Origin of the sequence: Nonomuraea lactucae, assembly GCF_003313395.1 — a bacterium.
Taxonomy (GTDB): Bacteria; Actinomycetota; Actinomycetes; order Streptosporangiales; family Streptosporangiaceae; genus Nonomuraea; species Nonomuraea lactucae.
Map to the genome: position 1 here is coordinate 1 of NZ_QNFZ01000266.1, position 21,350 is coordinate 21,350.

22 protein-coding genes are annotated in these 21,350 nt (G+C 70.6%); 9 read left to right on the plus strand and 13 right to left on the minus strand.

Annotated features, from left to right (window positions below; translation table 11 throughout):
* From DQW85_RS17340 to DQW85_RS17350, 3 genes are all read right to left on the minus strand, one after another.
* Nucleotides 1–1,000, minus strand: a 1,000-nt coding sequence (locus DQW85_RS17340) for an amidohydrolase/deacetylase family metallohydrolase (protein WP_113701343.1), incomplete at its 3' end; no start/stop codon positions are given.
* Between the two features lie 7 nt (nucleotides 1,001–1,007).
* A complete protein-coding gene (locus tag DQW85_RS17345; protein ID WP_205315194.1) occupies nucleotides 1,008–2,372 on the minus strand; it encodes a hypothetical protein in 1,365 nt (454 codons plus the stop codon).
* Between the two features lie 67 nt (nucleotides 2,373–2,439).
* Entirely contained in the window at nucleotides 2,440–3,444 is a 1,005-nt protein-coding gene (locus tag DQW85_RS17350; protein ID WP_338043392.1) for a sporulation protein, read from the minus strand.
* A 233-nt stretch (nucleotides 3,445–3,677) separates the two neighbouring features.
* Here DQW85_RS17350 and DQW85_RS17355 point away from each other — a divergent pair, with 233 nt between their 5' ends.
* Complete coding sequence (locus DQW85_RS17355; protein ID WP_162795068.1) at nucleotides 3,678–4,796, plus strand: glycoside hydrolase family 26 protein; 1,119 nt, start codon at nucleotides 3,678–3,680, stop codon at nucleotides 4,794–4,796.
* Here the strand turns inward: DQW85_RS17355 and DQW85_RS17360 are convergent.
* Both DQW85_RS17360 and DQW85_RS17365 read right to left on the minus strand, forming a co-directional pair.
* Complete coding sequence (locus DQW85_RS17360; protein WP_240197243.1) at nucleotides 4,793–5,389, minus strand: HD domain-containing protein; 597 nt, start codon at nucleotides 5,387–5,389, stop codon at nucleotides 4,793–4,795. The two genes, DQW85_RS17355 and DQW85_RS17360, sit on opposite strands and share 4 nt — an antisense overlap.
* A 110-nt stretch (nucleotides 5,390–5,499) precedes the next feature.
* Complete coding sequence (locus DQW85_RS17365; protein WP_113701345.1) at nucleotides 5,500–5,865, minus strand: hypothetical protein; 366 nt, start codon at nucleotides 5,863–5,865, stop codon at nucleotides 5,500–5,502.
* A gap of 109 nt (nucleotides 5,866–5,974) precedes the next feature.
* Here DQW85_RS17365 and DQW85_RS17370 point away from each other — a divergent pair, with 109 nt between their 5' ends.
* The 3 genes from DQW85_RS17370 (at nucleotide 5,975) to DQW85_RS17380 (ending at nucleotide 7,918) form a co-directional block, all read left to right on the plus strand.
* Nucleotides 5,975–6,334, plus strand: coding sequence for a hypothetical protein (locus tag DQW85_RS17370; RefSeq protein WP_113701370.1), 360 nt, complete (start codon nucleotides 5,975–5,977; stop codon nucleotides 6,332–6,334).
* Entirely contained in the window at nucleotides 6,331–7,194 is an 864-nt protein-coding gene (locus DQW85_RS17375) for a hypothetical protein (RefSeq protein WP_113701346.1), read from the plus strand. The genes DQW85_RS17370 and DQW85_RS17375 overlap by 4 nt, the downstream gene beginning before the upstream one ends.
* A 337-nt stretch (nucleotides 7,195–7,531) precedes the next feature.
* Complete coding sequence (locus DQW85_RS17380; RefSeq protein ID WP_113701347.1) at nucleotides 7,532–7,918, plus strand: roadblock/LC7 domain-containing protein; 387 nt, start codon at nucleotides 7,532–7,534, stop codon at nucleotides 7,916–7,918.
* Nucleotides 7,919–7,942: 24 nt separating this feature from the next.
* On the opposite strand, the gene DQW85_RS17385 is transcribed toward DQW85_RS17380, so the two are convergent.
* Complete coding sequence (locus DQW85_RS17385; RefSeq protein WP_113701348.1) at nucleotides 7,943–8,908, minus strand: LysR family transcriptional regulator; 966 nt, start codon at nucleotides 8,906–8,908, stop codon at nucleotides 7,943–7,945.
* Nucleotides 8,909–9,044: 136 nt separating this feature from the next.
* Here DQW85_RS17385 and DQW85_RS17390 point away from each other — a divergent pair, with 136 nt between their 5' ends.
* From DQW85_RS17390 to DQW85_RS17400, 3 genes are read left to right on the plus strand one after another with little or no spacing between them, the layout of a single operon-like run.
* Nucleotides 9,045–10,202, plus strand: a complete 1,158-nt coding sequence (locus DQW85_RS17390) for an acyl-CoA dehydrogenase family protein (protein WP_113701349.1) — start codon at nucleotides 9,045–9,047, stop codon at nucleotides 10,200–10,202.
* Nucleotides 10,199–11,029, plus strand: coding sequence for an HpcH/HpaI aldolase/citrate lyase family protein (locus DQW85_RS17395; RefSeq protein ID WP_113701350.1), 831 nt, complete (start codon nucleotides 10,199–10,201; stop codon nucleotides 11,027–11,029). The genes DQW85_RS17390 and DQW85_RS17395 overlap by 4 nt, the downstream gene beginning before the upstream one ends.
* Nucleotides 11,026–11,877, plus strand: a complete 852-nt coding sequence (locus DQW85_RS17400) for an HTD2 family dehydratase (protein ID WP_113701351.1) — start codon at nucleotides 11,026–11,028, stop codon at nucleotides 11,875–11,877. The genes DQW85_RS17395 and DQW85_RS17400 overlap by 4 nt, the downstream gene beginning before the upstream one ends.
* On the opposite strand, the gene DQW85_RS17405 is transcribed toward DQW85_RS17400, so the two are convergent.
* Nucleotides 11,861–12,706, minus strand: a complete 846-nt coding sequence (locus DQW85_RS17405) for a helix-turn-helix domain-containing protein (protein WP_113701352.1) — start codon at nucleotides 12,704–12,706, stop codon at nucleotides 11,861–11,863. The genes DQW85_RS17400 and DQW85_RS17405 overlap by 17 nt on opposite strands.
* 128 nt (nucleotides 12,707–12,834) lie before the next feature.
* On the opposite strand from DQW85_RS17405, the gene DQW85_RS17410 reads away from it, so the two are divergent.
* Both DQW85_RS17410 and DQW85_RS17415 read left to right on the plus strand, forming a co-directional pair.
* Nucleotides 12,835–13,122, plus strand: a complete 288-nt coding sequence (locus DQW85_RS17410; RefSeq protein ID WP_113701353.1) for an Atu4866 domain-containing protein — start codon at nucleotides 12,835–12,837, stop codon at nucleotides 13,120–13,122.
* Nucleotides 13,115–14,536, plus strand: a complete 1,422-nt coding sequence (locus tag DQW85_RS17415; RefSeq protein ID WP_113701354.1) for an aldehyde dehydrogenase family protein — start codon at nucleotides 13,115–13,117, stop codon at nucleotides 14,534–14,536. The genes DQW85_RS17410 and DQW85_RS17415 overlap by 8 nt, the downstream gene beginning before the upstream one ends.
* Nucleotides 14,537–14,591: 55 nt before the next feature.
* Here DQW85_RS17415 and DQW85_RS17420 read toward each other — a convergent pair whose 3' ends face one another.
* The 6 genes from DQW85_RS17420 to DQW85_RS17445 are packed head-to-tail and all read right to left on the minus strand — an operon-like array spanning nucleotide 14,592 to nucleotide 21,269.
* Nucleotides 14,592–15,740, minus strand: a complete 1,149-nt coding sequence (locus DQW85_RS17420; RefSeq protein ID WP_113701355.1) for a thiolase family protein — start codon at nucleotides 15,738–15,740, stop codon at nucleotides 14,592–14,594.
* On the minus strand, nucleotides 15,737–16,150 hold the full coding sequence (locus tag DQW85_RS44555; RefSeq protein ID WP_162795069.1) for a Zn-ribbon domain-containing OB-fold protein: 414 nt from the start codon (nucleotides 16,148–16,150) through the stop codon (nucleotides 15,737–15,739). Before DQW85_RS44555 ends, DQW85_RS17420 begins: the two co-directional genes overlap by 4 nt.
* Before the next feature lie 34 nt (nucleotides 16,151–16,184).
* Nucleotides 16,185–18,449, minus strand: coding sequence for a xanthine dehydrogenase family protein molybdopterin-binding subunit (locus DQW85_RS17430; protein WP_113701357.1), 2,265 nt, complete (start codon nucleotides 18,447–18,449; stop codon nucleotides 16,185–16,187).
* A complete protein-coding gene (locus DQW85_RS17435) occupies nucleotides 18,450–19,421 on the minus strand; it encodes an FAD binding domain-containing protein (protein WP_113701358.1) in 972 nt (323 codons plus the stop codon).
* On the minus strand, nucleotides 19,418–19,900 hold the full coding sequence (locus tag DQW85_RS17440) for a (2Fe-2S)-binding protein (protein WP_113701359.1): 483 nt from the start codon (nucleotides 19,898–19,900) through the stop codon (nucleotides 19,418–19,420). Before DQW85_RS17440 ends, DQW85_RS17435 begins: the two co-directional genes overlap by 4 nt.
* Nucleotides 19,890–21,269 carry an MFS transporter gene (locus DQW85_RS17445; RefSeq protein ID WP_113701360.1) on the minus strand — a complete coding sequence of 460 codons (1,380 nt, stop codon included), beginning with the start codon at nucleotides 21,267–21,269 and terminating at the stop codon, nucleotides 19,890–19,892. Before DQW85_RS17445 ends, DQW85_RS17440 begins: the two co-directional genes overlap by 11 nt.
* Nucleotides 21,270–21,350 lie beyond the last annotated feature (81 nt).

Below are 21,350 nucleotides of genomic sequence, written 5' to 3' on the forward strand. Positions count from 1 at the left end.
GGGCGCCGGCGGCCAGCGTGCCCGCCCCCTCCGGCAGGCCGAGCGCCCGCGCGGGATGCGCCGTGACGGAGGCGACGACCCGCTCCAGCGGCAGGCCGGCCGCCAGCAGCTTGGTCATGGTGGTGGGCAGGTCGAACACCGGCCCGTACAGGGAGCGGGCGTGCAGGTCGGAGGAGATCGTGTACGGCACCACACCGGCCTCCAGTTGCGCTTCGAGCACGTCGAACGCGAAGCCGCCGGATCCGTGCCCGATGTCGAACAGCACGCCCGCCGCGTGCGCCTCGACCAGCGCGGGCGCGATGCCGCCCCGCCGGCCCTCGTCCGGCTCGAACATGCCGCTCGCCAGCCCGCTCGCGCAGTGCGTGACGATATCGCCGGGACGCAGCAGCCCCAGCACCTCGTCCACGGACGGCGGCGCGACGCCGATGTGCACCATCACCGGCACGCCGCCCGTCTCGGCCACGCCGATCGCCCGGCGCAGCGGCTCCAGGCCGTTCGTTCCGACGCTCTTGCCGTCCATGCGGACCTTGACGCCGACGAACAGGTCGCGGTTGGTGGCGAGGGTCTCCGCGGCGAGGTCGACGTCGCAGTTGGCCAGTTCGCGGTTCTCCCCGTCGGGCGCGGTCAGGCCCACGGCGGAGATGTTGAGCAGGGCCGAGACGCGCACCCGGTGGTCGTGGGTGGCGGCGCGCAGAGACTCGACGGCGTAAGCGCCGGCCGAACCGGCGTCGATCCAGGTGGTGACGCCGGTGTACCAGGCGACGGGGTCGGGGTCGATCCCCCAGTAGGTCGCTCCCGGATGGACGTGCGTGTGCAGGTCGATCAGGCCGGGGGTGATCAGCTTGCCGCGGACCTCGACCACCTCGCGGGCGGCGTGCCTGGGCAGGTCGGGGGCGACCGCGGCGATCCGGCCGCCGCGCACCCCGACGTCGTACCGGCCGACGTGCCCGCCGCCGACGTCGATTACCTCGCCGCCGGCCAGCAGCAGATCGTAGGACATGCTCCTCCTATGCCTCGCGGAACGGCTGCGCGCGGAACGACGGCGCGGCCTCGCCCGCGAGGGCGCTGCCGATGCCGAGACGGTAGAGCCGCGTCGGGCGGCCCTTGCGGTGCATCTGCTCGCTGCCCTCCTCGGTGACCAGCCCCGACTCGCTGAGCTTGCGGATCAGCCTGCGCCCGCTCGGGTCGGTGATCCTGAGCTGCCCCGCCAGATCGCTGGGCGAGATCAGCCGCCCCTGAAGGGTGCGTTCGAGGGCGGCCAGCCTGGACAGGGTGGCCGGGCTCAGACCGGCGCGCCGGGCGAGCTCCTCCAGGTGTCCGCCGTGGTCGCGGTAGGTGAAGGCGAGCGGGGACCCCGAGCCGCTCATCGGGCCGATGATGACCCCGCTGTCCTCGACGAGGTAGGCGGCGGGCGCGCTCTCCTGCTCCGCGCGGGCGGCCGCCCGTTCGGCGAGTTGGACGCAGGTGCGAGCGGACCCGCCGACGCCGAACCCGGCCGCCGGCCGTACGCCGAGCGTCTCCTGTGCCTGGCCGAGGACGGGCAGGGAGACCCAGTTGTGGGTGACCTCCTCGAACAGCGCCTGGTGCGCGAAGACCAGGACGCCGCGGCGGTCACGGTCCTCGATCCACGCCTCGCCGAACTCGGGTGTGTTCACCAGCAGGTTCATCAGGCCGATGCGGGCCCGGTCGAGGTCGCCCCCGGCGTGCCGGGCGTCCGGGGCGTCCTGGGTGACGACGAGGAAGACGCAGGCGGCGAACCGCGACGCGCTGGCCTGCCGCGACTGGACGCGCAGCGCGAGCTCGTGCAGGTTCGCCCGGATGGTGGAGGTGCCGTACAGGGCGTCGACGACGGGCACCGAGCCGGCGGTCAGCCGGGCGGTGACCGCGGTGCGCAGGCTGATGGCGTACGTGGCGCCGGTCCGCTCGGCGAAGCGGCGGTGGAAGTCGACGATCTCCTCCACGCCCTGCCCCGGATCGTACGGCAGGCAGGCCACCTGATCGCGGTCGAGGCCGAGCGCCCGGGTCACCTCGTCGACCGTCTCCGGATCGAACGTGTCGACGCTGACCGGAGTCGCCGCCCACCCTCGGGCCAGCGCGCGGAAGAACGCGAAGGACAGGTCGAGGGCGGCGGACTTGGTGATCGACACGGCCAGGCCGGGTGGGAGCAGGTCGCGGCACCTGGCGTAGGGGACCTGGCCGAGCAGCAGCCCGTGCACCTGCTCGCGATCGAGGAGCCCTTGGACCCGCGGCCGTATCTCGTCCTCGTGCTCGTACGCGACCCACTCCAGGCGCACCCCGGACAGCGTGCGGGCCGCCTCCTCGAAGAGGGCGCGGTGGCTCGTGTGGATGATGAGCCCGATCACGATGGTCATGTCCCCCGCACCCTACTACGAACTACTTACGAACATAGTCCGCTTAAGGACGGGGTGGAAGCGGGGCCTACCAGTCTCCGCCCTCTCCCTCGTCATCCCCCTCGAAGATCTCCTCGGCGATCTCACCTGCCACGAGGCCACCCGCCACACCGGCGACCCCCGCCGCCGCCACCATGCCCAGGCCCGCCCCGCCGTGGTGCCCGTGGTGCGGGTCGTGCCGGTCGTCGTACGCCTCATGCCCGGAGTGCGGGAGATGCCCGCCATGCCTGGTCAGCCCGGCCAGCCAGCGGTCGAGCTCGCTCGGCCAGTCGGTGCGCAGCGCGTCGTCGTGGCTGATCCGGAAGCGGCCGACGGCGTCACCGGAGTAGCGGCCGGCGCGCTTGTCGGCCTCCAGGATCACTTCGAGCCCCGCCGGGGTCGCGACGAAGGTGAGCTCGACCTCGCCCAGGACCCCCGCGTGCCGCGGCGGCGGGTAGAACTCGATCTCCTGGTAGAACGGCAGGTCCTGATGCACCCCGTACAGCCGTCCGGCCTCCAGGTCGGCCGACTTGAACTGGAAACCGAGCTGCGGGAACGCCTGCAGGATGCGCAGTTGGGAGGGCAGCGGCTCGATCGCGACCATGTCGAGGTCGCCCTTGTCGACGGCCTTGGCGATGGCCAGCTCGGTGCGCACGCCCAGCGCCATGCCGGTCAGGTGCTGGCCGCCGATCTCGCTGATGGGCGTCTCCCACGGCACCGGGATCTGGAAGCCGATCACCCGGTCCTCGCCCTCCCGGAGCGTGAACGGCCCCGAGACCCGCTCCCGGGCGAACTCGCCGAGCCCGGCGCCCTCGCCGTCACCGTGCTCGATCTCCACCTTGGCCACCAGGCCCAGGGTGACGTGCTCGATCTCGGCGTCGAAGTCGCCGCCCTTGAGCCGCACCTCGCCGGCGAGGAGCCCACCCGGCCGGGTCCGCGGAGTGGCAAGGACGGTGTCCACCGAGGGGGCGCCCACGCCGAGCGCGCCCAGCATCCGTTTGAAGACCACGGCTTCGTTCTCCCTGTCGAAGGTCGACGGCATGTGTGTAGCCACCCGCCTGAACGATCAACGTTGAGGCCGGGTTCCGGAGGCCAGTAAAACGTCTCCGTCCGGGCGGCGCAGGAGGTCGCCGTTTGATGGCGAGATGCGGTATTCGCAAGATCGTGACGTCGATTCACAGGAAGCCCTCAGCTACCCGCGCGCGGATGTGCTGATTCCGGCTCTTATAGTCGTCAGCGGCGGCGAAAGCGTAGGTCAGAGGCGCGTACGCACAGGGAGTGGGGGCTTTGTCAGCAGGAACAGCCGGACAGCCAGAGGTCGCACGACCGAGGACGGCACGGGCTCGCGGCAGGCTGCTCGCCGCCGCCGGCGTCCTGCTCCTCGCGGTCACCGCCGGATGCTCTGGAGGCACCGAGGGCTCCCCGGTCACCGGAGCCGGGGACGACAGCGTCCCGACCGCCGCCCCCGAACAGACGGGGGCCGACTGCCGGCCCACGGAGAAGCTGGTGCCACCCTGCGGCGCGTACTGGGGCATGTACATCGCGCCCGCTCCCCGCGAGCAGCGCGTCCCCGTGGTCCGGGCCATCAGCGACATGGAGAGCCGGCTGGGCCGCAAGCTGGACGTGGTCTTCAGCTATCACGACATGTCCACCTCCGCCAACGGCACGTTCATCCGGGAGGACGAGGTCGAGCTCGGCCAGGACCGCCTCCTGCTGCTGAGCTGGGAGGCCAAGATCTGGGGCAACCCCGAGCGCACGCTGCGCTGGCGCGACATCGCCAGTGGCTCCATGGACACCCTGATCGACCAGCAGGCCCGGCGCATCAAGAACTACGGCAAGACCGTCATGGTCGGCTTCGACGGAGAGATGGACCGGCGCGAGACCAGCGGCACCCCCAAGGAGTACGTCGCCGCCTACAAGCACATCCACGACCGCTTCGAGAAGCTGGGCGTGACCAACGTGCTCTGGGTCTGGGCGGTGACCGGCTTCCTCGAGTACAAGGACAAGTGGAAGAGCCTGTATCCGGGCCACGACTACGTCGACTGGGTCAGCTACGACCCGTACAACTTCGCCACCTGCCGCGGCGCGCGGTGGAAGACCTTCGAGCAGACGGTCAAGCCCACCTACGACTGGTTCCAGGCGAACGGCTTCGGCGGCAAGCCCATCATCATCGGCGAGTACGGCAGCGAGGTCGATCCCCGCGACCCGTCGGCCAAGGCCGACTGGTTCCGCGGCATCCCGGAGGCCCTGAAGGGCATGCCCAAGATCAAGGCCCTCCTGCAGTGGAACGCCGTCCTGGAACCGGATTCACCCAACGGGTGCGACTTCCGCCTGGAGGGTCCGGGCGTGATGGAGGCGTTCATCGAGGCGGGCCGCGACCCGTACGTCAACCAACCACTCCCCTAACCGGCACCGGGATCTCCTCCCGAACCGTTGAGGACGTGTGACACCCACTCCAGCGAGCCGGTCCTGAGAACCTCCTCCGCCACGCGCTTGGCGGAGGTCGTCCGCAGCGCGGCGAGGGAGCTGTCGATCCACGGCTGCACGTTCTGGTGCCCCTGCTCCCGGTACTCGACGGCCTGGATAAGGCACTCCAGCTTGTCCGCGTCACGGGCGCAGACCGCTTCGAGGGTCGCCTTCTCCTCGTACTCCGCGACCGCCCCGCTCACCATCCGCCCGACGAGCTCCGGCACGCCCCGCATCTGGTCGGCGGTCACCTGCTCGTTCGGCGCGGCCCGCAGGTAGCGCTTGCCGAGGTACGGGATGTCGGTGACGCGCGTCTCCTGGGTGTCGTGGAAGAGACTCATGAACGCCGCCCGCTCCGGATCACCGCCCTCCAGCACGGCGATCACGCCGGCGATGACCGCGGCCCGGAACGAGTGATCCGCGATGCTCTCCGGATCCCGTACCCCCGCCACGAGCCAGCCGGTGCGCTTGTACCGCTTGAGCAGCCCCATCTCGTACAGCAAGCCCGCGAGCCCGTCCAGTTCGTCCGCCACGAGGTGCCCCCTCTCACTCGCGATGCGTCATGCGCCCGAGCGTAGACGACAACCCCTCGTGGACGGCGACGTTCACACCACCACCGCGCGCCGCCGACCGGCGGCGGCGGTCACACCTGCAGCGCCGACTCGATCTGCTTGAGGTTGTGCCGTGCCAGCGCGAGGTTGCCCCGGGAGCGGTCCAGCGCGAGGTAGAGGAAGAGGGATCCGCGACTGCTGGAGAGGGGGCGGATGAGGTGGTACTGCTTGCTCAGGGTGATGAGGATGTCCTCGACGGCGTCGTTCATGTTGAGCAGGGCGAGCGTGCGGGTCTTGGCACGGACGACCTCGGTGTTGCCGGCCGCGGCGACCTCGAGGTCAAGGCCGTCCCCGCCGCCGATGGTGCCGAGGGTCATCCCACTCTCGTAGTCGACGAGGGCGGCGCCGACGGCGCCTTCGATCGTCATCGCCTCCTTGAGGGCGGTCTCGATGTTCATGCCTCGTCCCCATCTCTACACTTTGCAGGCGAATCGCCTTTTAAGACCACTGTTGCGCAGGTTGCAGATTAAACTACTGTGGCCGCTGCGGCGAAGTGAAGGGGTGACGGTGACAACTCTCGAAGAGTCCCTCTCCCGGTTCCTCGATCTTCCAGGAGTGACGACCGTCGCCCTTGTGGACGCGGTCACCGGCCTGACGTACAGCGTGGTGGGAGAGGCCGGCGAGATGGAGGACGGGATCGAATGCGCGGAGCTCACCACCCTGGTCACTGAGCGGCTCTGCGAAGCGGGAGCCACCGGGGATCTCGAGAGCGTGATCGTCACGACCACTTCCCGCTACCACGCGCTCCATGTGATGCGGAGGCAAGGTGAGCCGTTGCTGATTACTGCCACGCTGGACCGCCAGCGGTCCAATCTGGCCTTGGCGGTGAGGAGTCTGACGGATCACGCGGAAGACGTACTCGCGTGACCAGGACGAAGGGCTCCACCGAGGGAGCCTCACGGACGCACCGGAACGTTCCGGCGCTGCTGCTCGCGCTGCGCGAGGAATCCTTCACCGGCACGGTCGAGGTATCCGGAGCTCCAGGTGGATCGATCCATCTCAGGAACGGACTCATAGCCGCGATCGAGACGCCGGGGGCGCCCACCGCGGAGTCGACGATGCTGAGGTCGGGCCGGGTCTCGGACGAGGACTGGACGACGGCCCGGGCCGAAGGCCAGGGCCAGGATGGCCGGCAGGACGGGCTGGGCCCGGTACTGGTGGCGCGCGGAATCCTCGGCGCCGCCGAACTGGAGGTCATCTGCACCGCCGCCGTCTTCGACGGGGCCTTCGCCATGGCGCTCAGCACACCGGGAAGCTGGGAGGTCCGCGAGCAGGTGTCGACGATCGTCGTGCCGACAGGCATCGAACCGAGCCTGGTGGCGAAGGAGACGACCCGCAGGCTCGCGGTGATCGCACAGTACTTCGGAGCACCCGGCGAGTTCGCCCGGACCCGGATACGCCCGGCACCTGGGGCGAACGGCCGGGCGGTGCCGCTGGTGCCTCGCTACCAGGCGTTGCTGGACAGTTCCAACGGCCGCCGCACGCCCAGGGACATCGCCTTCACCCTGGGGCGGGGCATCTTCGGCGTGATGAAGGACCTCGGCCGGATGAACACCCTCGGCCTGCTGCAGTGGGAGTCGCGCGCACCGACCGGAAGACCGAGCACCGCGCCGCGCACCGCCCGCCCGTCCGCGGGATCACCGGCACCCGACGCCCCGCTTCCCCGGAGAGTGCCGAGACAGAAAGGCCGGGGCCCGAACATCACCGACACGAAGGCGAATCCGTGAACTCCCGCTGGCGCCGGGTGGCCAAGCACCGTCACCAGCTGATGAGCCGGAAGAGGTGGCGTCCTGCGACCACCGGCGTCCACCTCACGACCGCCGCCGCCGACGTCCACCTCACCGCCGCGCCCCCGGTCGCTCCGCTTCCCCGGCGGACGCCCGGCGGATCCGGCGGACCGGTTCCGGCGGATAACATCGTCGCGAGCCCACCCTCAGCCGCTACGTTATGGCGGGTCCTCGAAGCGCTGAAGAACGGCTCTCCAGCGACTGAGAGCCCGTTCGCTCCCGAGATCGATCGCACTGTTGACACGGTGGCCACTCACCCGTAACAAGGATCCCGCTCATGCCCGAAACCGCAGCGACCGAACAACTCATTGATGTCCTGACCGCGCTGCGGGAACAGGTGACGGGAGTGTCCGAGAGCATCATCGCCACCCTGGACGGCCTGCTGGTGGTCGCTGACGCCGACACCATCCATCCGGAGTCCGTCGCGGCGCTCGCCGCCGCCACGCTCGGCCTGGGGCGGCGCATGGCGCAGCAGACCGGCAGCGGCGCGCTCCGCGAGGTGATAACCCGCGGCGCCGGCGGCCATGTCGTCGTCCTGACCATCGGCGAACGCGCGCTGCTGGCCGTCAAGGGCGACGAGGGCCTGGACCTGCCCGCATTCCTGCGGGAGTCCCCCAGGGCGGTGGACCAGCTCGAGAAGCTGCTGTCCGCCGATGTCACGTAGTAGCCGTCACCTGTAGGGCGATGGTCAGGTGCGGGGGCGGGTCGCGTCCACGGAAGTGTCGTCGGCGTCCAGGCGCGCCGACGGCCACGCGCCCGAGTGCACGAGAGTCCGGATCAGCCGCCCGAGGGTCGTGGCGACGGCCGCCACCGCCGGTGGGGTCCGGCCGCCACGCGGCAGGCCGAGCACTACCGATCGGGACGCCTCGGGCTCCGTCAACGGAGCGCCGCTGAGCGTCCCCGCGGCGATGTCGCCGGCCACACCCGCGGCGGGCAGAACGGTCCAGCCGTGCCCGGCGAGCACGAGTTTCTTCTGCAGGTGCATCGAGTTGACCTCGACGGCGATCCGCGGCGCGGCGGAGACGGACGAGCGAGCCTGATCGATGAGAGCCCGCAGGCCGTGCCCGGGGACCGGCAGCACCAGCGGGTGCCCTAGCACCGATGCCCAGGGCATGGGCCTGTCCGGGGTCAGCTCGGCCGGCGGGGGCGCGACCACCCACAGAGGCTCCCGTAGCAGCGGAACCACCGTCAGCGATGGCGTGTCGGTCGTGTTGTACAGCAGCGACATGTCCACGTCACCGCTGTCGAGCCACTGCTGCAGATGGCCTGAGTAGGCGGTCACGACGCGGAGCCGGATGCCCGGATAGCGGTCGGCGACGACGGTGACGAGGGGCTGCACGACGACGTCCATGACGCTTTCCAGCACGCCGAGGGTCACGATCCCGGTGACCTGTTCAGGGTCGGGGCGGATCTCGGCGCGGGCGCGCTCCAACTCCTGCAACGCGCGACGGGCTCGTTCCACGAAGGCCGCACCGGCGGCCGTGGGGATCATCCCCTGCCTGGTCCGTTCGAACAGCTCGACTCCGATCTCGTCCTCAAGGGTCCGGATCTGGCGGGTGACCGCGGGCTGCACCAGGTGCAGCAGGCGCGCGGCCTTCGTCACGCTGCCCACCTCCGCGACCGTGACCAGCGCCGTGAGCTGTCTCAGATCCATCGCGACCTTCCGATATGTCAGGAGCCGATGCCCCCATCATCAAACGATATTTCACAAGCCAGAAGATCAGTGAACATGATGGACGAGCCCGCCCCCTGGCGGCGTCACCCACGGAAGGGCACAGAAGGGCTACAGCATGTACGACCTCAACCAGGACGAGGCCGCGATCGTCGAGCTCGTCAGGAACTTCGTCGAGCGCGAAGTGAAGCCGGTCGTCCGTGACCTGGAACATGCCGACGCCTATCCCGGCAAGCTGATCGACCAGATGAAGCAGATGGGCATCTTCGGCCTGGCGATACCGGAACCCTGGGGTGAGGCGAGCGTCTCGGTCCCCTGCTACGCCGCCGTCACCGAAGAACTCTCCCGCGGGTGGATGAGCCTGGCCGGCGCGATGGGCGGCCACACGGTCGTGGCCAAGCTGCTGCTGGACTTCGGCACCCGCGAGCAACAGGACCGCTATCTGGCGAAGATGTCCACCGGGGAGATCCGTGCGACCATGGCGCTGACCGAACCCGGCGGCGGGTCGGACCTCCAAGCGATGCGCACCACCGCCTGCCGCGACGGCGAGGAGTATGTGATCAACGGGTCGAAGACGTGGATCACCAACGCTCGCCACTCGCAACTCGTCGCGCTGCTGTGCCGTACCGACCCGGATGCCCAGCCCACCCATCACGGCACGAGCATCATTCTCGTCGAGAAGGGGCCCGGGTTCGCCGTGTCCCGGGACCTGCCCAAGCTCGGGTACAAGGGCGTCGAGAGTTGCGAGCTGTCCTTCGACGGCTTCCGCGTCCCCCGGTCCGCGCTGCTCGGCCCGGAAGAGGGTCGCGGTTTCGCCCAGATGATGCGCGGTCTGGAGATCGGTCGTATTCAGGTCGCCGCCCGCGCCCTCGGGGTCGCCCGTGCCGCTCTGGAGGACTCGCTGCGCTATGCCCAGGAACGGGAGAGCTTCGGCAGGCAGATCTGGGAACATCAATCGATCGGTAACTACCTCGCCGACATGGCGACCGCTCTCACCGCGGCCCGGCAGCTCGTCCTGCACGCGGCTCGCCGATACGGGTCCGGGCAGCGCGCCGACATGGAGGCGGGGATGGCGAAGCTGTTCGCCTCCGAGACCGCGATGAAGATCGCGCTCGATGCCGTCCGCATCCACGGCGGCTACGGCTACTCCACGGAGTTCGATGTGGAGCGCTACTTCCGTGACGCGCCGCTCATGATCGTCGGCGAGGGCACCAACGAGATCCAACGCAACGTGATCACGCGTGAGCTGATCAAGCGCAACCGGGTGCGTTCGTGACCCCGGATCAGGCGGCGTCATGGCTGTTCGTTCCCGGCTCCCGGCCGGAACGCTTCGACACGGCCGCCACCAGTGGGGCCCACGAGATCATCATCGATCTTGAGGATGCCGTGGCGCCCGGCCAGAAGCGGTTCGCCCGAGACGATGTCGCGCACTGGCTCACGTCCCGCGGGAGCGCCTGGGTACGCGTCAACGCGGCCGGCACGCCGTGGCACGACGATGACCTCGCCACGCTGGCCGCGTGTCCGGAGCTGCGGGGCGTCGTGGTCCCCAAGGCCGTGGGGCCGATCGCCCTGGCCCGGATCGCCGAACGACTGCCTGCCGAGACCCCCGTCATCGCCCTGGTGGAGACGGCGCTCGGCATCCACAATGTCGCAGCGGTCGCCGCCTGCCCGGCGGTGAGCCGCCTCGCGTTCGGGTCGGTCGACTTCGCTCTCGACATCGACTCCGACGAGAGTGACGAGGCGCTCCTGCTCGCCCGCAGCGCACAGGTCATCGCGTCCCGCGTGGCATTGCTGCCACCCCCTATCGACGGGGTCTGCGTCGAGACGAGAGACACCACGATCATCGCCAGGGCCGCTGTCCGGGCCAGGAGCCTCGGCTTCGGCGGCAAGCTGTGCATCCACCCCGCCCAGGTCGGACCGGTCAACGCCGCCTTCGCCCCGGATCGGGCCGACCTCGACTGGGCGCACAGGGTGCTCTCCACCGCGGCTGGGCACGGCGACGGGCCGATCAGTGAGGGAGTTTTCAGGATGGACGACCAGATGATCGACAAGCCCCTGCTCGACAAGGCTCGCCGGATCATCGCCCGCGGGGTGCGGGGATGAACGAGGTCACCGAACGTAGCGAGTTCATCCTCCCGACCCCCGCCCAGGCCCTCGGCGCCCTGCTGGGTGTGCCCCTGCCGGACCTCGACGCGGGCGAGGGACTGCCCCTGACGTGGCACTGGCTCTACATGCTGGAGCGGCCGGCCCAGACGGATCTGGGCCGCGACGGTCACCCGATCCGCGGCGCCGTCCCCGCACCGCCGCGTCCCGGCCTGCGCCGCATGTGGGCCGGCGGCCAGGTGCGATCGCTGGGTCCGCTCCGCTGTGGAGAGGTGGCCACGCGCCGTACCGCCGTTCTCTCCACGCGGGAGAAGACCGGCCGCACCGGGCGATTGACCTTCGTCGCCGTGAGCCACCAGATCAGCCAGAGCGGCCGGGTCGTCGTCGAGGAACGCCAGGACCTCGTCTACCGCGAGCCGACGGCGGAGCGTCCACCGGAGACGAGGGGCGAGGCAGAGCGCGAACGCGAGTCCGGGTTCGTCCCACAGCCGCCGGGCCATGACGAATGGTGCATCGAGGTCACGCCGACCCTGCTGTTCCGCTTCTCGGCGCTCACCTACAACGCCCACCGGATCCACTACGACCGCGACTACGCCCGAGAGGTCGAAGGCTACCCTGGCCTCGTCACCCACGGACCGCTCCAGATCCTTGCGATGGCCGAGACCGCACGCGCCCGCGGCTTGCCGACCCAGGACCCCCTCACCTATGAGTATCGGCTCGTTTCCGCGCTCTTCGAAGACCAGGGACTGATCGCCCGCGCCACTCCCGGGGACGGCCAGGTCCACACGTCGGTCCGCGACGTCACCGGTCGCCAGACTGCTCGTGGCACCATCACCACTGAGGGTTGAACTCGGCCTGGCGCCGGGTGGCGTGGACGGTCTCGAGCAGGGAGAGGGCCTGGGCGGTAGGGCTGCCGGGCTCGGCCTGGTACACGATGAGCTGCTGACCGGGGGCGCCGCGCACGTCGAAGGCCTGGTAGGTCAGGGTCAGCGGGCCGACGTCGGGGTGGAGGAGATGCTTCGCCTCGTGGCTCTTGCCGCGCACGGCGTGGGCGGCCCACAGGCGGGCGAAGTCGGTGCTGTGCTCGACGAGGGTCCGTACGAGGTCGCGCAGCCGGGGGTTGCCGGGGTCGTGGCCATGGGCCTGGCGCAGGTTGGCCACGGTGGCCTGCGCGGTCCAGTCCCAGCGGGTGTAGAAGAGCCGGCCCGCGGGGTCCAGGAAGGTCATGCGGGCCAGGTTGTCGGCAGGGTCGAACGGGGAGTACAGGGCCTCGGCCAGGGCGTTGACCGCGAGGATGTCCAGGGTCGGGTTGATCACGAACGCCGGGGCGTTCGGGTAGCCGTCCATCAGCTGCCGCAGTTCGGCGCTCACGGTGTCGGTGGTGTGGACGAGGTGGTCGCCCGGGGCGACCCCGGTGAGCCGGTACAGGTGGGATTGGGCGTCGGAGTCCAGTTGAAGGGCGCGGGCGAGGGCACCGAGCACCTGTGGCGAGGGGTTGCGCTCGCGCCCCTGCTCCAGGCGCGTGTAGTAGTCGACGTTCACCCCGGCCAGGACGGCGATCTCCTCGCGGCGCAGCCCGGAGACCTTCCGGACCCCGGAGGCCGGCATGCCGACCTCTTCGGGCCGCAGGACCGAACGGCGTGCTCGCAGGAAGTCACCCAGCTCATTGCCAGACATGTGTTCAGGCTAATCGGCCGGCACGCCTCCTGCCTGGGTGCGTCCCACCCAGGCAGGAGGCGTCCTGGTCGGTGCTCGCCGGCCTGTGCAGACTCGCTTCGCGGAGACCTCGACGAAGGGAGCGGGCCATGGCGACAGCCAAGGACGAGGGCGACATGGACGTGATCGGTATGTGGGTGACCGCGGACGGTCACATTCGCCAGGAACTGCGGCCGGACGGGCGCTACGACGAGGCACGTGGCGGGCGACGCAGCGCGTACACGGGACGGTACACCGTGACCGGCAGCCACCTGGACTACGTCGACGACACCGGGTTCACCGCGACGGGCGACATCCGCGACGGGGTGCTCTACCACGAGCACCTCGTGCTCTACCGGGAGCCTCAGGACCTCCAACGAAAGGATCACCATGCGTGAGCACGACATGCTGTACATCGACGGCGCCTGGCGTGAGCCCGAGCAGGGAGATCCCCTGGAGCTTACCGACCCGGCGACCCGCGAGGTCACGGGCCGAGTAGCTCTGGGCGGCGAGGCGGACGTCGAACGGGCGGTCGCCGCGGCGGTGCGCGCCTTCGACTCGTACTCTCAGACCTCACCGGATGAGCGCGTCGAGCTGCTGAAGAGCATCCTCGGCGAGTTCGACCGGCGCGCGGAGGACCTGGCCCAGGCCGTGACCGAGGAAATGGGCGCGCCGCTCGCGTTGGCGCGCGGCGCGCACGTGCCGACAGGCCGCGGCCAGCTCGCCAGCGCGATCGAGATCCTGCGCAAGTACGAGTTCAGCGAGCTGCGCGGCAGCACGGAAATCCGCCAGGAGCCGCTCGGCGTCGCCGGGCTGATCACCCCCTGGAACTTCCCCGTGCTGCAGGTGGCAGGGAAGACCGCTTCGGCGCTCGCCGCCGGGTGCACGGTGGTGCTCAAGCCGGCGGAGCTCACCCCGTACTCCGCCGTGATCACGGCGGAGATCATGGACGCGGCCGGCGTTCCGGCGGGAGTCTTCAACCTCGTCACCGGCCTCGGCTCAGTGGTCGGCAACGCCCTGAGCTCCCACCCGGACGTCGGTGTCATCTCCTTCACCGGCTCCCTCGAGACGGCCGGCCGGGTCACGATCGCCGCCGCTCCGACCATGAAGCGGGTGCACACCGAACTCGGCGGGAAGTCCCCGCACATCCTCCTGCCGGACGCCGACTTCGGCCCGGCGGTGCGGACGGTGTACGACTGGATGATGGCGATGACGGGACAGCTCTGCAGCGCCCCCACGCGCACGCTCGTACCGCGGTCCCGCCTGGAGGAGTTCCTTTCCGTCCTGGTGCCCAGCCTGGAGGCGCTCAAGGTGGGTGACCCGCGGTCTCCGGAGACGGAGATGGGCCCGCTGGTCTCGGACCAGCAATGGCAGAAGGTCCAGCACTACATCCAGCGGGGCCTGGACTCCGGGGCGCGACTGGTGACCGGCGGGCTCGGCAAGCCGGCGGGGCTGGAGGCCGGCCACTTCGTCAAGCCGACCGTGTTCGCCGACGTCACCAACGACATGGTCATCGCGCGAGAGGAGATCTTCGGCCCGGTGATGTCCGTGATCGCCTACGACACCGTCGACGAGGCCGTCGCCATCGCCAACGACACCCCGTTCGGCCTCGCCGGGTACGTCGTCGGCTCCGACCTGCACAAGGCGAGGGCGGTGGCATCGCGCATCCGGGCGGGCTACATCGTCATCAATGACGCCGAGTTCGACTGGACGGCGCCCTGGGGCGGCTACAAGCAGTCCGGCAACGGCCGGGAGTTCGGCCCGGAGGGCTTGGCCGCCTACCTCGAGACCAAGGTGCTCTGCGGCGGCTGAACCGCCGGTCACCGGCGCGGCGGTCCCCGGCCCCATGGCCCGGCACCGCCGTTTCCTATGCCGTCATGATCACTGTGGTCACCGATGCCCCGTCGGTGCCGCTGACCGAGCCGCCCTTGCAGTAGGCGAGTCCGGCCCTGGCGTTCTCGACCTGGCGACCGCCGGCTCGACCGGTGAGCTGCCAGTAGAGCTCGCAGATCTGGGCCGTGCCCGTCGCTCCGACCGGGTGACCACGTGAGAGCAGGCCGCCGCTGGGGTTGACGGGCAGCGGTCCGCCGAGGCTCGTGTGACCCGCCATGGTCAACCGGGCCCCCTCCCCTCGCGGCAGGAGCCCCAGACCTTCGAGGCGGACGATTTCGGCGATCGTGAAGCAGTCGTGCATCTCGACGACGTCGATGTCCTCCGGGCCGATCCCGGCGAACGTGTAGGCGGCCTGCCCCGCTCGCGCGGAGACGTCCTCCTCGTTGATGTCCCCGAGCCCGCGCAGAACCGTGCCGCTCACCAGCCCGCAGGCGGCGACCGCCGGGGCGGGGCCGGTGAGGGACAGGCGTCGCATGCCCTCGGCGCTCGCGATGACGACCGCGGCGGCACCGTCGCTGATCGGGGAGCAGTCGTAGAGCCCGAGGGGATCGGCGATCGGCCGCGCGTTGACCACCTGCTCCAGGCTGATCGGCTTCTGGTACTGGGCGTAGGGGTTGTGCACCGAGTGAGCGTGGTTCTTCACGGCCACCATCGCGATCTCCTCGCGGGAGGCTCCGTGGTCCCGCATGTAGCGACGCGCGCTCAAGGCGTGACCGGCCGCGAAGATGAACCCCATGGCCGCGTCCAGGTCGCCCGGGTCCGGCCGCACGCCGCCCTTGATCCGGTCGGTCATCTTCTCCACGCCCACCACGAGAGCCACGTCGCAGATGCCGGCGCCCACCGCGATCCACGCTTCACGCAGCGCGGTCGCTCCGCTGGAGCAGTAGTTCTCGTGATTGCTGATCGGCTTGCCCGACAGACCGACCCGCATCGCGATGCGCTGGCCGGCGACCGGCCCGCCGAAGACATGCCCCACGTACACCGCGTCGATGTCGGCCGGCGCGACTCCCGCGTCCGCCATGGCCGCGGTCGCGGCGTGCGCGCCCAGCACTTCCAGCGTGACCTGCGGCGGGAACTTCCCGAACCGGTGCATGCCCGCGCCGACCACGTGTACCCGCCTCATGCGGACGCTCCCTGGGCAGTCGCCTCGAACGCGTATCGGAGGCGATCGTCCTCCGGGTCGTCCATCGGAGCCGTGACGAGGCGTACGGGCGATCCGATGAGATCCGGCGTCATGTCGCCGAAGCCGACGAGGCGCGACAACAGCCTCAGCTCCTCCTCGGGCAGGTCGACATACGCCAGGACGTAGGGCGTCGCGACTCCTTCGGGTGCCTGCCGGACCACCGTGTACGAATAGACGACGCCTTGAGGGGAGAGGGGTGTCGCCTCCACCTCCACCAGCTCGGCCGTGCAGTACGGGCACAGCTCGCGGCGGGGGAACGAGGTCACCCCGCATTCCGGGCACCGGACCGCGAGCAGCGTCGGCGGTTCGGTCCGGAACACCGCCGGGTCGAACGATTGTGGTGCTGTCATCTCGGCCTTTCCACCTCTGGGCTCGGATCGGGTTTCACTGGTCGACGAGGTCGTGCGCCCGGATGGGCAGCCGGCGTATCCGCCGGCCGGTCGCGTGGAAGACCGCGTTGGCGACGGCGGCGGAGCTGCCCACGACACCGATCTCGCCGGCTCCCCTGGCTCCCACGGGGTCGGCGTGCGGGCCGGGCGGCGTGACCAGCTCGACCTCGACGGCGGGAGCGTCGGCGTGTGTGAGGATGTGGTAGGACCCGAGATCGACACCCATGAAGCGGCCATGCTCCTTGTCGACGTGCAGCTGTTCCATCAGCGCGTGGCCGACCCCCCACAGCATCCCGCCGCGGAGCTGGTTCTTCAGCATCGCGGCGTGCAGGACACGTCCGACGTCGAAGACGCCCACCATGCGCCGTACCCGGACCCGTCCGGTGACACGGTCGACCCCGACCTCCGCGAAGTGGGCGCCGTAGCTGGCGCGGTAGGCCGTCGGGGTCGTCTCATGGGCCTGGACGAACCGGCCGGCCCGCGCGTCGGCGACCATGCCGGGCGTGAGCCCCTCGGGGATCCACGAGCCTTCGACGGTGACCGCCTGCCCGTCCTCCCGGCGAGCGATCTCACCGAAGTCGATCGACGTTCCGCCCGGGGTCACGATCCGGTGCCGGTCCGGTACGGCCTGGCCCGGCGCGGGCTCCTGGCCAGGCCAGTGCTTCCGTGCGAGATCGCGGAGCCGGCGCAGCAACCTGTCGGCCGCGTCCTCTACCGCGGCGGCTGCCGTGGCGCTGCTGCAGGAGCCGGCGGCCATCGGGGCCAGCGGAAGGTCGCTGTCGCCCAAGCTGATCCGGACCCGTCGCGGATCCGCGCGCAGCCTCTCCACCACCAGCTGGGCAAGCGCGGTGCGCAGCCCGGTGCCGGGATCCTGGGCGGCGAGCGCGATCTCGACCACGCCGTCGCCGGAGAGGCGGGCTCGGCAGAACGTGGGTCCTCCGCCGTAGCCGGGATAGTAGGCCGCGGCCACACCCCATCCAAGTGTCTCGCCGGTTCGTGGATCCGCCATGGAGCCGACGGGCGCCTGCCGCCGCGACCAGCCGAACAGCTCCGCGCCGCGGTCCAGGCACGCCGGCAGGTTCCTGCCGCTGAACGGCAGCAGGTCCACCGGGTCGACCTCGGGCTCGTTCAGGCGGCGCAGCTCGACCGGGTCGAGGCCGGCGGCCACCGCGAGCTCGTCGATCGCGCATTCCAGCGCGAAGGAGGTCGGGAACTCCAGCGGAGCCCGCATGAAGCCGGGCGTGATGACGTCGGTCGGCACGACGTGTTCCCGTACCGCCACCGCGCCGAACCGGTAGAGCCGCGCGGAGAGGGCTGTCCCGCCGAGGGGCAGCACATCGCTGCGCGAGCCCTGGGTCCGGCACGCGTGCTCATATCCGAGAAGGGTGCCGTCCCGACGGGCGGCCAGGCGGACCCGATGCCGCGAGGCCGGTCGGAAGCTGCCGAGGGTCGCCATCTGACCACGGCGGACGCCGAGCCTGACCGGCCGGCGCAGCCGGCGGGCGGCCTCGGCGGTGTAGACGGTGTGCCACAGGGTGAGCGCCTTTCCGCCGAAGGCGCCGCCCACGTGCCGGCTGATCACCCGGACCTGGTCAGGTTCGACACCGAGCGCGGCGGCCAGCCCGTGCTTCTCCCCGACGACCCATTGCGTGGGGCTCCACACCGTCAGCCGGTCGCCCGACCAGCGGGCGTTCGTGGCGTACGGCTCGATCGGCTGGTGCAACTGGGCAGCGGTCTCATAGGTCGCCTCCACCACGAGATCCGCGTGCGTCACGGCTCCGGCCGGGTCGCCTCTGCGCAGCGCGAAGACCTCGATGTCGTCGGCCTCGTCCGCCGCGTACGGGTCGACCTGTGCGGGAAGCTCCTCCGCCGTGAGCTCCACGAGCGCCGCCGCCTGTTCGGCCTGCTCCGGAGTGTCCGCGACCACGAGCGCGACCATCTGCCCGTGATAGCGGACCTCCGGCCCGGCCAGGGGGTCGAACGAGGTGTGGAACTGCCCCCCGTCCATGAGCGCGAGACCCGGGCCGACGGCACCTCGGGTGTCGCGATGCGTCAGGATCAGTCGAACACCGGGTACGACCTCGGCCGCCGCGGTGCGGATGTCGCGGAGAACGCCGCGGGCGAAGGTGGCGCAGACCAGAGCGGCGTGGAGCTGGCCCGGCTCGGAGTGGTCGTAGGTGTACTCCGCGGCTCCGGTCACCTTGTCGCGGGCGTCGACGCGTGGCAGTCGTCCCTCCGGGGGCGTGCGGGCGCCGGTCATTCATCCTCCTCGGCAGGCCAGGAGCGCTGCGGTCACGGCGCGCGCTCCCAGCGCGATTCCGCGCCGGTTCTCGTGCGTACGGGCGACCGCTTCGAACGCGGCCTCCCCGGCCGCGAACGCGCGCTCGGGGGTCAGCCGCTCTCCGGAGACGGCGGACTCGGCCTCGGATGATCGCCAGGGTCGGGTGGCGACGCCGCCCAGCGCGATCCGCGCGGCGACCACACGGTCGTGGTCGAGTTCGAGGCTCACGGCCGCGGAGGCGGCGGCGAAGGCGAAGCTCGCCCGGTCTCGCAGCTTGACGAACGCCGAGGTCCCCCGCGGCGCCGGCAGAAGGACGGCGGTGATGATGTCCCCGTCACCGAGGACGGTCTCCTTGTGCGGGGCGTCCCCCGGTTCGCGGAACAGGTCGGCGACCTGGACGGTCACGACCTTCGCCGCGGTCGCCGCCTCGACGCTCGCCTCCAGGGCCACGAGGGCCACGGCCATGTCCCCGGGATACGGCGCGACGCAGTGGGGTGACGCGCCCAGCACCGCGCGCTGTTCCAGATGGCCGGTGAGCGCGGAGCACGCGTCGCCGGGCCTGCGCCGGCCGCAAGGCGAGGACGCGTCGCGGAAGTACGGGCAGCGCGTCTTCTGCAGCAGGTTGCCGCCCAGCGTGGCGACGTTGCGGATCTGGGCCGAGGCGGCGAGGTCGATGGCCGCGGCCAATGCCGGGTAGCGCTCGCGGACGAGCGGGAGCGCCGCCGCCTCGGCCATGGTCACTCCTGCGCCCAGCCTGACCGGGTCGCCGTCCAGCTCCGTCCGCCGGAGCTCGGCCACGTCGCCGAGGCCGACGAGTCGCCTCGGGGCCAGCACGTCCAGGCGCATCAGGTCGACCACCGTCGTGCCGCCGGCGATGAAGACGGTGTCCGGCCCGGCCGCGGCCAGGGCCTGCGCGAGGTCGGACGGCCGGGCGTACTCGAACGGCCTCATGCGCCCTGCCCCTCGGCCACGTCGGCGATCGCGGCGACGATGCCGGGGTAGGCGGCGCACCGGCACAGGTTCCCGCTCATGGACTCGCGGATCTCCTCGGCCGTGTTCGCCCGGCCCTCCCCGATGCACCCCAGGCCGGACATGATCTGGCCCGGGGTGCAGAAACCACACTGAAGCGCGTCCCGGTCGATGAACGCCTGCTGGAGCTCGTGCAGACCGCCGTCTGGGGTGCCCAGACCCTCGATCGTGAGCACCTGTCCGCCCTCCACGGTGACCGCGAGCAGCAGACAGGCCAGCACGCGGACCCCGTCGACGTGAACGGTGCAGGCGCCACAGGTGCCCTGGCCGCAGCCGATCTTGGTGCCGGTCAGCCCCAGATCTTCACGGAGCAGATCCACGAGGGTTCTGCGGGTGTCGGCCTCGAGCCGGTGGGGGGTTCCGTTGACCGTGATCGACACAACGGCGGACTCAGGCTTCATCGGCCCGCAGGACGGGACGCTGCAGCGTGTCGGCTGTCCTCGTCGAGCCGCCAGGACCGCCGTCCGCGCCGATGACGGTGGCGGCGACGCTCGGCAGCGTCTCGGGGCCCAGAGCGACCACGACCATGGCGACAAGGCTCACGATGACCAGGAGAAGGGCCACTGGCGTGGATGAACCGCCTGCCCCGGCGACCAGGGCCGCCGCCACCGTGGGCGCCAGTCCTCCGCTGAGGGCGCCCGCCAGCTCGCGGCCGAGGCCGAGCCCGCTGTATCTCACCTGCGGTGGGAAGAGCTCGGTGAAGAAGGCCGCGGTCGGCGCGAGGGTCGCCGCGGTGCCGATGCCCACCCCGATCATCATCGCGACGATGACGCCTGCGGTGGTCGCCTGGTCGGCGATCGCGAAGAAGGGGAAGGCGAAGGCCGCCGAGAACCCCATCCCGCCGAGGATGACCGTCTTTCGCCCGATCCGGTCCGAGAGCGCGCCGAACAGCGGCATGGTGACGATGGCCGCGCCGGCGGCGCAGGACACGGCGAGGGTCGCGATGCCGGGAGAGAGCTTCAGTTGCTGGATGGCGTACGCGATGATGAAGGTGAGATAGACGTACGACACGGCGCTCTGCCCGGCCTGGGTGGCCATCACCACCGCGAGCGGCTTGCCCTGAGTCCGCACCAGCGTCTTGAGCGGGAAGGTCTCGATCGCCTCGTTCTTGGCCATGCGATCGAAGTCCGGGCTCTCGGCCAGCCGGAAGCGAAGGACCAGGGCGAAGCCGACGATCAGCGCGCTCGCCAGGAAGGGGACTCTCCATCCCCAGCTCAAGAACGCGTCCTGGGGGAGCTTGAGCAGGAGGGTGAACGTCAGCGAGGCGAGGACCAGTCCGGCGAAGACGCCGACCGCGGTCCACGAGCCCTGGATGCCGCGGCGACGCGGGTGCGCGTGCTCCACCGACAGGATCGCCGCGCCGCCGAACTCCGCGCCGGCCCCCAGGCCCTGCAGGATCCGGAGCGCGACCAGGCTGATCGGCGCGAGGATGCCCACGCTGGCGTAGCTGGGCACGAGGCCGATGAGCGTGGTGGCGGAGCCCATGAGCATCAGGGTGAGGAGCAGGACCCGCTTGCGGCCGATGCGGTCACCGAAGTGCCCGAAGACGATCCCGCCGAGAGGCCGCGCGAGGAATCCGATCGCGAACGTGCCGAACGACAGGATCGTCGCGACCGTCGGATCGGTGGACGGGAACATGATCTTGTTGAACACCACCGCGGTCGCGGTGGCGTAGAGCGAGAAGTCGTACCACTCGAGAGCTGAACCGATCAGTGCCGCACGGGCCACCGGGCCCAGGCCGCGCTTCGCCGTCCGTGTGTCGTCGTTCATGGACGATCGCCTTCCACTTGCCTGTCATCGAAGGTTGTCGCATCATGTATCAAATATCCAACGCTGGCAAGAGGGCCGAAG